The sequence below is a fragment of the Streptomyces sp. NPDC014623 genome, from assembly GCF_043088245.1.
In the GTDB taxonomy this organism is placed as follows: Bacteria; Actinomycetota; Actinomycetes; order Streptomycetales; family Streptomycetaceae; genus Streptomyces.
Genome location: NZ_JBIBZU010000012.1, coordinates 144,248 through 157,812, shown reverse-complemented (window position 1 = coordinate 157,812; position 13,565 = coordinate 144,248). Strand labels below are relative to the sequence as shown.

Here is a 13,565-nt window from a genome sequence, read left to right as displayed (position 1 = left end):
AACGCCGCCTGCGGGACGGGTTGTTGCGGCCGTGGAGAAACGGGCACGACTGCCGGCACCGCTCCCCGGCCCGGAGGCCACGCCGAGGAGTTTCGAGCGCGTCCGGGGCCGGACTCGCACGACGGCGCCTGAAGTCGTGGTTTCGCCGGGGCCGGCGGCCCGGAGGACGTGACTGCGGCCACGCTGTGCGTTTCATGCGATTCTCACGCGGTGCGCCTACGGTGCTCCTGTGACCCAGACGACACCGCCCGGCTGGCATCCAGACCCCGGGCACTCAGGAATCGGCCCCCTTCATGAACGCTGGTGGGACGGGAGCCGCTGGACCGACCAGCTCCGGATACCCCCCGCGACGGTCCGGCGCCGTCGCATACGCATCGGCGCGGGCATCGCCGCAGGCATCGTCGTACTGGCGGCCGTCGGTGGCGGTGCCTACCTGCTGGGCGACAGGCCGGACGACCGCACCGGCACCTCCGCCACCGCCCCCTCGGAGAGCCCGCGTCCCCCGGGTGCTCCGGGCGGGGGCGGGCAGGACGGCGACGGCGGCCGGGGCCAGCAGATGCCACAGACGGAGGAGGGGTACGCCACCGACGCGGCCAGCGGGATCAGCATTCCCGTACCCGATGGCTGGACCGGTCGGTCCGGGCCGATCGGCGCCGGGGTGACGACCGGCGAGCACGCCTGCCCCGGCGACAAGGCCCAGACCTGTGTGCGCGGCGGGGTGGTCTCCGCACCGGCTCAGGCCCTGGAGGTCGAGGCGACCACGGCGAAGGCCGCGGCGGAGGCCGACATCGAGGCGAACGCCGAGGAGTCCTACGGCGAGAAGATCTACGGTGGCATCACCTCGCACGAGGAACTCAAGTCCGAGGCGGTCACGGTCGCCGGGCAGAAGGGTTACCTGGTGCGCTGGAAGGTGGTGACGAAGAACGGCGACGACGGATACGTCGAATCGCTGGCCTTTCCCTCTCCCCGCATCAGAAGCATGCTGGTGGTGGTCCGCTCGGGCTTCGACATCAGCGCCGAGGCACCGAAGCTCTCGGTCCTGGACGACATCACCAAGGGCATCAAGAAAGCGGAAGGAACCGGCTCGGCTTCCGGTTCCGGCCGGACCGCCTGAGGCATCCGGCCGTCCCCCGGAGGCCGTACCGGACAGTCCCGGTGCGGTCTCCGCTCTCGTGGGTGCTGGAAGCACCCGGGAGGCCGGCCGCGGCTCTCGTCGGGCCGGGCCCGCGTTCCGGGCGCCGCCGTGGGAGACGCGGCCGAAACCGCTCCCGGCGGCAGCTCCGCCCCGGTTCCCGTGCGGGCAGCGGGCCCGCGACTCCGCCCGGCGTCCCGTGACACCCCGGGCCCACCGCACCGGCGTCCGCACCTCTCGTCGTTCTCGTACCGTTGGAGGTGACGTGACACATCCCGGAGGCGGAAGCCATGCACACCCCCCAGTTCCCCGGCGACACCGGTCCGGTGCAGGACGGACTCTTCGGTTTCGAGGACCTGAGCGAGCGGCCCGAGGGCCACCGGCACGCCGGGCCCTCCTTCCGCGACTCCGGGCAGGCGCGCCGGATGCTCTCGGTGCGCGAGATCCATGCCGAGCCGGGGGCCGCGGCCTCGCCGAGAGGACTGCAGGTCATCGCACGCTTCCCTGAGGCCGACGTGCTGCCGATCGAGTCCCACTGGCGTATCCCGGAACTGCACGGGAACAGGGGGAACGTCGAACGCTGGGTCCGGATCAAGAGCACGGTCCTGGTGCTCGGTGAGAAGAAGACGCTCACCGTCCGGGCCAACGGCCGGTCCGCGGACTGGATCGCCCCCGGGGCCTCCAACGGCTGTGCCATGGCCTGCGCCTACTGCTACGTACCGCGGCGCAAGGGGTACGCGAACCCCGTCACCGTCTTCACCAACATCGATCACATCGTTGCCCGACTGCGCCGGCACGTCGCCGGCCAGGGCCCCAAGAGGGAGCCGAACCAGTGCGACCCCGAGGCGTGGGTGTACGACATCGGGGAGAACAACGACTGCTCCGTCGACGCGTTGATCAGCGAGAACACCGCCGACCTGGTGCGGGCCTTCTCGCGGTGGCGCACGGCCAAGGCGTCCTTCGCGACCAAATTCGTCAATCCGGATCTCCTCCTGCTCGAACCCCGTGGGCGCACCCGTGTGCGGTTCTCCGTGATGCCGCCGGAAGACTCACGCCTGCTGGACATCCGCACCAGCCCCGTCGAGGAGCGCATCGCGGCGGCGGCGGACTTCGTCGAGGCCGGGTACGAGGTGCACTTCAACCTCTCCCCCGTCGTCATCAGACCCGGCTGGGAGCAGGCCTGGGGCCAGCTGCTCCAGCACATGGACGACGTCCTGCCGGCCACGGTCAAGGAACAGGCTGCAGCTGAAGTGATCATGCTGACGCACAACCGGGACCTTCATGACGTCAACATGTCCTGGCACCCGCGCGCCGAGGACACCATCTGGCGTCCGGAGCTCCAGCAGGCGAAGCTCTCGCAGAACGGCAGCTGGAACGTGCGCTACCGCGAAGCCGCCAAGGCCGCGGCGGTGGAGACGGTGCGCCACCTGGTGCGCACACATGCTCCGTGGCTGCCGATCCGCTACGCGTTCTGACACCCCCGAGGGCGGATCCGACACCTCCGAGGGCGGAACGGCCGACGGGGAGGCCGGGCCCCAAGAACGGCCGAGGGCCGGTTTCGGATACTTCCGAAACCGGCCCTCACCTACGACTGTCTCCAGTCGGGACGACAGGATTTGAACCTGCGACCCCTTGACCCCCAGTCAAGTGCGCTACCAAGCTGCGCCACGTCCCGATGCCCGTCTGACCTGGGGTTTCCCACCTGGCTGAACGCGCATGAGAACAATACCGCATTTCAACCGGTGCTCACGAACCCGTTTACGGCCACCCCGCCTCGACCATGTTCGGCGCCGGACACCGGGCCCCGGCGAACAGCGCACCCGCGCCGGTCGCGGCCAGGACGAGCCGGACCGTTCGGCCCTCCGGCCGCGGCCGGCCCCCCTCTCCGCAGGGCACGTCGTGACGTGTCGGCCATGTGGCTCCACGGCCGATCCGGCCACCCGGCACCCACGCGGGCCCGGGGCACCGAGGGGCCGCTACGCGCCCCGGCACCCATTGACCCGGCCATGCCATGAACCTACGCTGAACCACGCGCTTTCCAGAAAGCGCTTTCTGTCCCCTGCACGGCCCCACACCGCACCGGGAGCGCGCTCATGGACAGCCGACCGTTACCCAGCAGTCCCTCGCCCCCCGTTCTCCCCCCGGCGTCGATCGCCGTCATGACGATCTTCGCGCTTCTGGTCGTGATCACCGGCTCGGTGGCTGCGGCTTCGTTCCCGAGGCCTCCGGCAGCGGCTTTCCGTGTGCTGGTGTATTCCGGGGAAGGGCCCACCTCCCCGGACGCGGCCCGTGCCGGTGCCGAGGCGGTGAGGGAACTCGGAGCCCGAAACGGATTCGCGGTCGAGGCGACGGATGACCCGGGCGTGTTCCACGGCACCCGCCTGGAGCGGTTCCACGCGGTCGTCTTCAACAACGCCTCGTCCGCACAGGACGGGAAGAACGGTCTCGACGAGGAAGGGCGCACAGCCCTGCAGAGGTACATCCGGGCCGGTGGCGGCTGGGTCGGTCTGCATGACGCCTCCGCCGGCATGCGTGACTGGGACTGGTACGAAGGGCTGGTCGGTGCGGTCCTCGACCGGGGCACACCGGTACAGGCCGGAAGGATCAAGGTCCTCGACCACGCGCATCCCTCGACGGTGACGCTGCCCGACCTCTGGGAGCGTACGGAGGAGTGGTACAACTGGCGCACCAATCCGGTCTCCACGGTGCACGCCCTCGCGCAGATCAGGGTGCGCGACGGCATCACGGGCCTCGACGAGGGTGTGGACCACCCCTGGTCATGGTGCCAGGACTACGACGGCGGGCGCTCATGGTTCACCGCCGGCGGCCACGCGCCCTCGGCCTTCCGGGAGGAAGGCTTCCTCGCCCATCTGCTGGGCGGTATCGAATGGGCCGCGGGAGTGAAGCCGGGCGACTGCACCGCGACCCGGGCCGATGCCTTCCAGCGGACCCCGCTCGCGGCCGGTGGTCCCAGCGATCCCGTCGACATGGCGGTCGCCCCCGACCGCCGCGTGTTCGTCGCCCGGCGCAGCGGCGAACTCGAGGTCGTCGACCAGCGGACGACGAAGGTCTCCACAGCCCTTGACCTGGCGTACACACCGAAGACGGCCGCCCGTTCGGACGGGCTGACCGGCCTCGCACTGGATCCGGGCTTCGCGAAGAACAACTGGCTCTATCTGCTGCGTTCCGACACGACGGGGAAACGGCTGGCTCTCTCCCGTTTCACGGCCGACGGGGACACGGTCGATCCCGCGTCGGAAAGGGTCCTGCTCACCCTTCCGGGGAGGCGGTCCATCCGCAGCGGGGAGACCCTGCCCTCCGGCTCGCTCGCGTTCGACCGGGAGGGCCGTCTGTACGCGGCCTCGGGCGACGTCACGCTCCCCCTCGCCTCGGGCGCCCCGAATGATCTGCGGGGCGCGATCCTGCGCATCACGCCGCAGGACGACGGCACCTACACCGTGCCGGAGGGCAATCTCTTCGGACCGGACACCGCCGGTACCCGCCCGGAGATCTACGCGATGGGCATGCGGAACCCCTACCGCGTCACCGTGGACCCGGCGAGCGGCACGCTGCTGGCCGCCGACACCGGTGCGGACGGCACGGTGGGGCACTTCCGGATCACCGGGGCGGGGCGGATCGGCCGGCCGTACTGCACCGGCCGCACCGCCCGTGGACCGGCGGACTGCGCCCCGCCCGTCCACGGCGCGCCGGCCGCCCTCGACGAGGGCGGCGGCGGTGCGATGAGCGGCCCCGTCTACGCCTACGACCCGGGGAACCCCTACCGCACCAAGTTCCCCGAATACTTCGCCGGAAAGTGGCTGACGTACGACCCGGCCGGCCGGCACTTCACCACGCTCTCCTTCCAACGGGAGGACCAGACGTTCACCGATCCTCGGTTCGGGCCGGTCAGGGCCGGTGAACTCCAGTCCGTCAACGGCGTGTTCGAGGACATCGAGTGGAAGCGTCCGACGGCCGCCGTCTTCGGCCCGGACGGCGCCCTGTACGTCATCGATGCGGGACTCGGCAGCGGCACGGGCCGCGACGGCGGCAACGAGGGCTCCGGAGTCTTCCGGATCGACCACGTCGGTGACGCCCGGCTGCCCGGCGCGGCCGTCACCGCCGATCGCGACAACGGCCCGGCGCCGCTCACGGTGGCTTTCACGGGTGCGGGATCCGGGCTTCCCGGAGACGACCCGGTCACATACGCCTGGGACTTCGACGGTGACGGCGCCACCGACTCGACGGAGGCGGACCCTTCGTACACCTACCGCGCCGAAGGCCGGTTCACGGCGCGCCTCACAGTGACCGGGCCCGAAGGTACGACGGCCATGGCCGGCCAGGAGATCACCGTCGGCAACACCCGGCCCCGGATCTCCGTCCACCGGCCGCCGGACGGAGGGGTGTTCCGCCCCGGCGACACCCTCGTCTTCACGGTGGAGGTGTCGGACGACGAGGACGGGAAGGGCGCTTCGGTCGACTGCTCACGGGTCCTCGTACGCTCAGGAGCCGGCCGTACCGGCGTGCTGCGCCGCCTCGCAGGCTCCACGCGGTGCCGGGGCTCGATCGTCACGGAGGCCGGGGACGCCTCGGCGTCCGGCACCCACCGGATCACGGCGCTGTACACGGACAGGGGCACCCCGGGCGCCCCTCAGCTCACGGGGGCCACCTCGTTCACCCTGCGCACGGCGTTCCAGGAGGCGGAGCAGTTCACGTCGACCGGGGGCGCACACGGCGGAGCCGTGGCCGGCAGCCGTGCGCAGGCCTCGGGCGGCAGGGCACTGACGGAGATCGAGGACGGCGACTGGATCGCCTTCGATCCGGTGCACCTGGGAAACACCGGGTCGGTGACGGTCGGTGCGACGCCGTGCGGTACCGGCGGAACCGTCGAATTCCGGGCCGGGTCCCCTGAGGGCCCTCTCCTCGGCTCGCTGCGCGTCCCCGGAGCAGAGGGCGAGGGCGAAGCCGTGTCTCCGGCAGCCGCCTTGAAGGACCCCGGCGGAAGCGTGCCGTTGTACCTGGTGTTCACCAGCTCGGCCTGGAGCAGCGAGAAGCCGGACCTGTTCACCCTGGACTGGCTGCGCTTCCACGGGCCGGGGGCGCGGAAGCCCGGGCCGCCGTGACGACGGAGCCGCCGCCTGCGCGGTCGGTGGCCCGACGCCTCACGGCACTCGATCTGTACGACGGCCTCCCGGACCGGCAGCCTGATGGTGTCGCGTCCGGCCCGGCCCCGGGCGCGACACGGCGTCCACGGCGCGGACCGTACCGGACACCGTGTCCGTACGGCCGGTGGTCGGGGCGCCGGGGTGGGAGCGGAGGCCTGTGCTGTCGGCCACCGGATCGCCCGCGAACCGTGGGTAAGTGCAGGCGTCCTCCAGCACCAGGACCTTGCGGCGTACCAGTACGTACGGGCAGTGACCGCGGTTCCGGGCCGGATGGCGGTCGCTGCGGCTCCCGGCCGCGGGGGCCGGGAAGAGGCCGGCCACTCCGCACGGGGTGTGCGGTGCCGCGGAGAACCGCCGGTTCCCGTCGACGAAGCCGACTGCCGGGAACGGCGTACCGGTCACCTCGGCCACCCGGTGGGCGAAGGCGTCGCAGCTGTCGAACGGGGCGCCGGCACGCTCCCCGGGCCGCGCCTCCGCAACCGCGCGCTCCGGCGCGGTCCGTCCTGGCCGACGGGGGTGAGCAGCGACCGGTCCGTCCCGTACGGAGTCACGGACGGGCTCCGGAAGCCGGGAGCGGCGCGGGGGCCGTGGCGTTGATGAGGTGCTGGACGAGGGTGACCAGCGTCCCGGTGCCCGAACTGGCGATCCGGGCGTCACAGAGGACGACCGGTACTTCGGGCCGCAGATCGAGCGCCGCCCGCACCTCTTCCGGTTCGTAACGGTAGGCGCCGTCGAACTCGTTGACCGCGACGATGAATCCGATGCCGCGCCGCTCGAAGAAGTCGACGGCGGCGAAGCACTCGGCCAGACGACGCGTGTCGGCCAGCACGACCGCGCCGAGGGCGCCCTTGGACAGCTCGTCCCACATGAACCAGAACCGCTCCTGCCCCGGGGTGCCGAAGAGGTAGAGCACGTGCTGCTCGGAGAGCGTGATACGGCCGAAGTCCATGGCCACGGTGGTCGCCGACTTGGATTCGATGCCTTCGAGGCTGTCGGTCGCCGCGCCGGCCTGCGTCAGGAGCTCCTCGGTGCTGAGCGGCGCGATCTCGCTGACGGCCCCCACGAACGTCGTTTTGCCGACGCCGAAACCGCCCGCGACCAGGACCTTGAGGGCCACGGGAAAGTATTCGGAGCTGTCAGAGCTGTCGTCGTAGACCATCAAGCACTGCCTCCAGCAGGGATCGGTCGGTTGGCATGTCGTGGAACGCGGGGGCGTGTGCGGTGACCGCCCCGCAGTCGACCAGGTCGGACAGGAGGACCTTGGTGACGACGGCGGGCAGCCGGAGATGGGCGGCGATCTCCGCCACGGACGTAGGTCCGTCGCAGAGCTCCAGGGCAATGGTGTGTTCGGGGCCGAGAGGGGCCTGGGGCTCCCTCCCCGTGGCCATCACCAGGGAGAGCAGATCGAGCACGGTGGTCGGCCTCGTCCGGCCGTCGATCACGGTGTACGGGCGGATGAGCCGGCCTGCCGCGTCGTCGAGCAACGGCCCGTCCTGCGGGGCCGGCATCTTCACAGCCCCGGGGTGAACGGTGCTCCGGCCGGCTGCCGGAGCGGCGTCGTCAGGTAGGGGCGGACGCTCTTGACCAGCATGGCCATCTCGTACCCCAGGACGGCGGCGTCCGCCTCGCGGCTCGCGAGGACGGCGAGACAGGTGCCGGATCCGGCGGTCGAGACGAACAGGAGGGTCGAGTCGAGTTCGACCACGACCTGTCTCACGCCGCCGTTGTCACCGAACCGGGCGCCGGCACTCCGGCCGAGCGAGTACAGGCCTGCGGCCAGGGCGGCCATGTGATCGGCACTGTCGGCGTCCATGCCGTGGACGGATCTCACCAGGCCGTCCGCCGAGAGGAGGACGGCGCTGCGCGTGTGGGGCACGCGTTGGACCAGGCCGCTCAGCAGCCAGTCGAGGTCCGCGACCTGGCCGGACGGCATTTCGCTCGTCATGGTGCATCTACTCCTTGAAGGTGTTCTCGGTTCGTGGGTCCGGCTCGGGCCGCTGCGGTGCCCGGTGCCCCGGGTTCGCTCGCTCTGCGCCGGCTGCCGAGGTGGTGCCGGTCCCGCGGAGCGGCAGCGGGGCGAGGCCGTGGGGCCGCTGTGCGCCGACAGTAGTGGCGGGCCCCGCGGCAGCGGTCTCGGAACCGGGAACGCCGTACGCGCCCGCCGTTTCCGGATCCTCGGCGGTCTGGGCCTCGGCGAGTTCGACCCCACGCCGGAAGGCGGCCATCAGGCCTGGATCGTGCAGGGTGTTCCTGCTCTCGGCGCGTGGAGCAGGGGCCTCCCTGAGCTGCGGGGCCAGGTGCTCCTGGTTGCTGCGTCTGGGGAGCTGCGGGCGGCCGGGGCCGGCCACAGCGGGTGCGGGTGCTTCGGCGGGAGCACCGGTGTCCGCGACGGACCGCACGGATGCGGCGGGCTCCGGGGCCTGAGCGGGCCGGGGCACGGCGGCGGGCCCGGCCGGCGGGGTGGGCCCGGCGGTCTCCACGGGTACGCCGGCGGGCGGGGGTGCGGCGAGGTTCGGCCGGTCGACCCGCTCGGCGCGCAGCGGCAGCCCCTCCCCTCGGCGCCGGTCCTGCCGGGGCTTCGTGTCCAGCGGCGGCGGGTGCTGCACGGCTTGCGGTGAAGTCACCGAGGACATGTCGTGGGCAGGCGGCCGGTGCACGGCTCCGGGCGGCGGTACCGGCACGGCTCCGGGAGCCGTCATGGCATCGATGTCGATGCCCAGGAGGATCTCGGGGAGCACGAGTACCGCCTGCGTGCCCCCGTAGATGTTGCTCTGCAGACGTACGGCGATGCCGTGTCTGCGGGCCAGGGAGGCGACCACGAAGAGTCCGATCCGCCCGTCCTGCAACAGGTGGGCGACATTGACCTGGTCGGGGTCGGCGAGCAGGGTGTTCATCCGCTTCTGCTCGGGGCCGGGCATGCCGAGGCCCCGGTCCTCCACCTCCAGGGCGAGTCCGGCGGTGACGCGCTGCGCGCGCAGCAGGACCTGGGTGTGCGGGGCCGAGAACACCGTGGCGTTCTCGACGAGTTCGGCCAGGAGGTGGATCACGTCGGCGACCGCGTGCCCGCGCAGGGTCCCGTCGATCGGTGGGACCAGCTTGACCCGTGGGTACTGTTCGACCTCGGCGATCGCGGAGCGCAGCACCTCGGTCATGGTCACGGGGCTGCTCCACTGCCGCCGTGAGACGGCTCCGCCGAGCACGGCGAGGTTCTCCGCGTGCCTGCGGATGCGGGTGGCGAGATGGTCGACGTGGAAGAGGCCCTTGAGCAGGTCGGGGTCCTCGACCTCGTGCTCCAGCTCGTCGAGGATCTGGATCTCACGGTGCACGAGGGACTGCAGTCGCCTGGCGAGGTTGACGAACACCTCGACCTTCTGTTCGCTCTCCTCGTTCCCGTTGCCGCGGAACAGCTGCGAGGCCTGGACGACGGCCGCTACCGCGGCGTCCTGGGAGCGGTTCGTCTCCTGGGCGAGGAGTTCGAAGGCGTCAGCGCCGGGCCCGGCCGCGGGTACCGCCCGGCGGGCCGGCAGGGGCTCGCCTTCGCGAAGGTGCTCCACGACGCGCTGGAGCTCGGCGCGGTGCTCGGCACCGGCTCGCCGGAGCGTCAGAGCGCGGTCGAGTACCCCGTTCGCGACACGGCCGGCACCGAGGAAGGCAGCCGCCACGGCCGCCACGGCGAGGGCCCCGGATCCGCCGAGCGCCGCCAGGAGACTGCTGGACGGGCGCACCCCGGAGGCCCGGATGGTGAAGATGACGGCCGCGGCTCCGCTGAGCACGGCGGCCACGGCCGGCAGGACGGCGGTGCGCAGCAGCTGTGGTCGCAGACGGCCTTCGGAAGCGGGCTGCGGGGCGCGCGGCCTGCTCGCGGCCGAGTGCGAACGGCCACCCGGACGGCCGTGCCGTCCGCCTTCGCGGCGTTCCGGTCGCGCGGTGGGTGCGCGAAGTTGAGACATCATCGTCCTCGGTACATGGGGGCACCAGGAATCGGCGTTCGTGTGGTGACACCTACGGTGGTCGGTCAGGCCCGGGTCAACTGCTGGGCGGGCTCGCCGATAGGAGCCCATCGTTGATCACCGGCAACACACGGTAGTCGTCAATCGCCCGCGCGCGGCGTGCAGTTGTCGAAGTTGCCCGCCAGGCGTCCCGCTCTGGTATGACACCTCGCACGAGCAGCCGAATTCACCTGTCGTCAACCTCGAAAAAGAACAGGAATATCGTCTTCGTGTGCGGATCGTCGGGCCGCCTCCCGCAAAGACGCCGGACACGGGAGATCTCCGGCGGTGACGAGCAGGACCGGTGACCCGCCACGCGCCCTTCGCCGCCCCTCCGGCATCGCCCACCGGTCGGCCGGTGCGCCTGCCCCGTCAGGACGCTCCTGTCAACAGCCGGTTCGGGGCGGTGCTTCGCGTCACCTCGGACGGGCGGGCTGGAGCCCCGCGTACACACCGTCCGCGCTCAGCAGTTCCTCGTGCGTACCCACCTCCGCGATCCTGCCGCCCTCCATGGCCACGATGCGGTCGGCACCCTGGATCGTGGAGAGGCGGTGGGCGACGACGAAGACCGTCCGGCCCTGCACGAGCCTGGTGAGGGCCTCCTGCACGAGGGCCTCGGAGCGGTTGTCGAGCGCGGACGTGGCCTCGTCGAGCACCAGCACCCTCGGGTCACGGATCAGTGCCCTGGCGATGGCGAGGCGTTGCTTCTGACCGCCCGACAGCTGTGCTCCGCGCTCTCCGACGACCGTGTCGAGGCCGCGCGGCAGGCCGTCCACGAACTCCAGCGCGTTGGCATCACGGAGGGCGCTCATCAGCGTCTCCTCGTCCGTGTCCCCCATGCCGTACGTGACGTTGTCGCGGATGCTGCCCTCGAAGAGGATCGATTCCTGGGGCACGACCGACAGGAAGCGCCGGTAGGTCCGCAGGTCGAGCCCGGCCATGTCGGCACCGTCGAGCAGGATGCGGCCCGAGGCGGGCCTGATGAACCCGATGAGCAGGTTGAGCACGGTGGACTTGCCCGCGCCCGAGGCCCCGACGAGTGCGATGGTCTCCCCCGGCCGTGCGGAGAGGGTGAACCCGTCGACCGCCGGCTCCCCGTCCTCGTAGGCGAATCCGACGTCCTCGAAGTCGATGCGCCCGACGACGTTCTCGACGCGTGCTTTGCCGGCGTTGTTCTCCAGGTCCGGTGCCTGCAGCACCTCACCCGCCGAACGCACCGACTCCAGGCCCTTGGTCAGGATGGGCGCCAGGCCCAGCAGCGTCGTCACGGAGCCCGTCAGCACGGTGAAGAAGGAGCTGAGCATCACCACGTCTCCGGGGGTGACGGCCATCCAGCCGTGGTACGCCACAAGAGCGGAGCCGGTCAGGCACAGGACGCCCAGCGTGTTGAGGATGACCCAGGCCAGTGACCCGAAACGGCCGTTGAGCATGTCCAGGCGCATTCCGGCCGCGAACACCTGACGCAGCGACCCGTCGACACGGCCGAGCGCGGTCCGTTCCAGGCCGTGTGCGCGAGTGATGGGGATGAGGGCGGTCATCTCGCCGACGCGGGAGGAGAGCCGCTCGACCTCGCGGCGAAAGGACTCGTTGTGGCTGCGCAGCCGACCTCGCAGCTTCATCACCAGAAAGCCGGAGGCGGGCACCACGACGAGGAAGACGGGCAGGAACTCGGGTACGCGCACACCGATGACGACCAGCCCGCCGGTCAGCGTGACGACGGCACCGAGACCCATGTCGGAACTCTGCTGCACCATTTGTTCCACGGCTTCGACGTCGCGGACCACCTTGGCCTGCAGCACGCTCGAACTCACGCGTGAGTGATAGCCGATGGACAGTTGCTGCATCCGGCGGCAGAGGGCCGACCGCAGAGTCGTGCCCATGCGCCGGATACTGCCGGCCAGGCACCGTACGTACCACTGGTGGAGCGGATAGTTGATCACGAGGATGAACAGCAGGACGCCGCTCGCCTTCCAGATGCCCGACTCGGGGCCGTGCTGGACGACCACATCGAGGACGGTGGCGGTGATCAGCGGCAGCAGCCAGATGGGGCTGTGCTTCACGGCGAATATGGCGACCGCCAGAGCCAGTCGGCCACGGTCGGGGCGGAAAAGGTGTCCGAGGGTACGGACGGGGTTCTCGCCGCGGTAGCGGTGATCGAGGTGGTCGAAGGACGCCTGAGGTTCGGCGGCGAGCGATGAAAGCGCTTTCTCCATAGGATCATCCCACCCGTTCCCGGCGCTGCCGACAAGCCCCGTCCGCGGGAAGAGACGGCGGACCGGGCGGGACCTGCACCCGCGTCGGCCGTTCACGCCCCTGGGCCGGCGGAACTGGCCGACATCTTTCGGAATCACACTGCGTAATCCCTCGTCGACCGGGTATCGGGCCGGGATGTTCAGATATAGGCGTGTACGAGTTCTGACCGTCCTGCTCAGCGGCTGGGCGGTGCTGGCCGCCGTGGAACGATGGGCGGAACGGGCCTCTTGGCCGGACGCGGTGCTGAGCGGGCTCCTGTGGGCGTGCGTCGTGGCCGGCGTCTGGTGGTTCGCAGAGTGGACCCAGGCACCGTTGAGCACCGCACGCGAGGCGGCGGCGCGCAAGGCAGCGGTCCGTGCGGCGGCGCACCCGCAGAACGAGGCGCCGCACGGGCGGGGGGCGGGCACCGGGGACCCGGCCGCTCGTCCGCCCGGCTCCACCACGCCGTCACGGCACTGATCCCCGTTGCCGCACCGTACGACACACGGGACCGCCCGCACGCACTCCGCAGGTGCGTACGGGCGGTCGCTGTCTGCGGGGCTCCCGCGCCTCGGCGGACGGTCCGTGGTCACAGGCCCCTGGAGCCGTCGCCCGCCGCCGTGGACTCGGCCAGCTTCTGGAACTCGCCCAGGTCGTAATTGGCGAGTGCGGAGTCGAGGTTGGTCAGGGCACCCAGGTGCTCCACGAATCCGCTGGGGTCGTACTCGATCTGCAGCGCGACCCGGCTGGAGGTTTCGTCGAGCCGGTGGAAGGTGACCACGCCCGCATGGTGCACACCCTCGATCGTCTTCCAGGCGATCCGGTCCTGCGGGACGACCTCGGTGAGCTCCGCGACGAAGCCCTTGTCGGCGCCCGGCAGGGACAACTGCCAGGAGAACCGGCGCTCGTCCAGCGGATCGACCCGTCGCACATGGCTCAGGAACTTCGGCCACTGTGTCACGTCGCTCCACAGAGCCCAGGTGACACCGACCGGTGCCTTGATGTCGACAGTTTCGACGAGGGAGGAGGACATGAGGAGAACAACCCCTT

At 71.1% G+C, this 13,565-nt stretch carries 10 protein-coding genes and 1 tRNA gene; 4 read left to right on the top strand and 7 right to left on the bottom strand.

Going from position 1 to position 13,565, the window contains the following annotated elements; all coding sequences use genetic code 11:
• Positions 1–229 precede the first annotated feature (229 nt).
• Complete coding sequence (locus ACF1FZ_RS20565) at positions 230–1,114, top strand: DUF2510 domain-containing protein (protein WP_391774824.1); 885 nt, start codon at positions 230–232, stop codon at positions 1,112–1,114.
• A gap of 308 nt (positions 1,115–1,422) precedes the next feature.
• Positions 1,423–2,607: a spore photoproduct lyase family protein gene (locus ACF1FZ_RS20560; RefSeq protein WP_391774823.1), complete on the top strand. Its 1,185-nt coding sequence runs from the start codon at positions 1,423–1,425 to the stop codon at positions 2,605–2,607.
• A 126-nt stretch (positions 2,608–2,733) separates the two neighbouring features.
• Here ACF1FZ_RS20560 and ACF1FZ_RS20555 read toward each other — a convergent pair.
• A tRNA-Pro gene (locus tag ACF1FZ_RS20555) sits at positions 2,734–2,807 on the bottom strand.
• 418 nt (positions 2,808–3,225) lie between these two features.
• Here ACF1FZ_RS20555 and ACF1FZ_RS20550 point away from each other — a divergent pair.
• Positions 3,226–6,252 carry a ThuA domain-containing protein gene (locus ACF1FZ_RS20550; RefSeq protein WP_391774822.1) on the top strand — a complete coding sequence of 1,009 codons (3,027 nt, stop codon included), beginning with the start codon at positions 3,226–3,228 and terminating at the stop codon, positions 6,250–6,252.
• A gap of 589 nt (positions 6,253–6,841) precedes the next feature.
• On the opposite strand, the gene ACF1FZ_RS20545 is transcribed toward ACF1FZ_RS20550, so the two are convergent.
• The 5 genes from ACF1FZ_RS20545 to ACF1FZ_RS20525 form a co-directional block, all read right to left on the bottom strand.
• A complete protein-coding gene (locus ACF1FZ_RS20545) occupies positions 6,842–7,453 on the bottom strand; it encodes an ATP/GTP-binding protein (RefSeq protein WP_391774821.1) in 612 nt (203 codons plus the stop codon).
• The gene (locus tag ACF1FZ_RS20540) at positions 7,431–7,802 is read right to left on the bottom strand and encodes a DUF742 domain-containing protein (RefSeq protein WP_391774892.1); all 372 of its coding nucleotides are present in this window, start codon (positions 7,800–7,802) and stop codon (positions 7,431–7,433) included. The genes ACF1FZ_RS20545 and ACF1FZ_RS20540 overlap by 23 nt, the downstream gene beginning before the upstream one ends.
• Before the next feature lie 2 nt (positions 7,803–7,804).
• Entirely contained in the window at positions 7,805–8,239 is a 435-nt protein-coding gene (locus tag ACF1FZ_RS20535; RefSeq protein ID WP_391774820.1) for a roadblock/LC7 domain-containing protein, read from the bottom strand.
• 7 nt (positions 8,240–8,246) lie between these two features.
• Positions 8,247–10,244: an ATP-binding protein gene (locus tag ACF1FZ_RS20530; protein ID WP_391774891.1), complete on the bottom strand. Its 1,998-nt coding sequence runs from the start codon at positions 10,242–10,244 to the stop codon at positions 8,247–8,249.
• Positions 10,245–10,699: 455 nt separating this feature from the next.
• Positions 10,700–12,496 (bottom strand): ABC transporter ATP-binding protein, encoded by a 1,797-nt coding sequence (locus ACF1FZ_RS20525; RefSeq protein WP_391774819.1) that lies wholly within the window; start codon positions 12,494–12,496, stop codon positions 10,700–10,702.
• A 175-nt stretch (positions 12,497–12,671) separates the two neighbouring features.
• On the opposite strand from ACF1FZ_RS20525, the gene ACF1FZ_RS20520 reads away from it, so the two are divergent.
• The gene (locus ACF1FZ_RS20520; protein WP_391774818.1) at positions 12,672–12,995 is read left to right on the top strand and encodes a hypothetical protein; all 324 of its coding nucleotides are present in this window, start codon (positions 12,672–12,674) and stop codon (positions 12,993–12,995) included.
• Positions 12,996–13,104: 109 nt separating this feature from the next.
• Here ACF1FZ_RS20520 and ACF1FZ_RS20515 read toward each other — a convergent pair whose 3' ends face one another.
• Positions 13,105–13,548, bottom strand: a complete 444-nt coding sequence (locus tag ACF1FZ_RS20515; protein ID WP_391774817.1) for an SRPBCC family protein — start codon at positions 13,546–13,548, stop codon at positions 13,105–13,107.
• Positions 13,549–13,565: the final 17 nt, after the last annotated feature.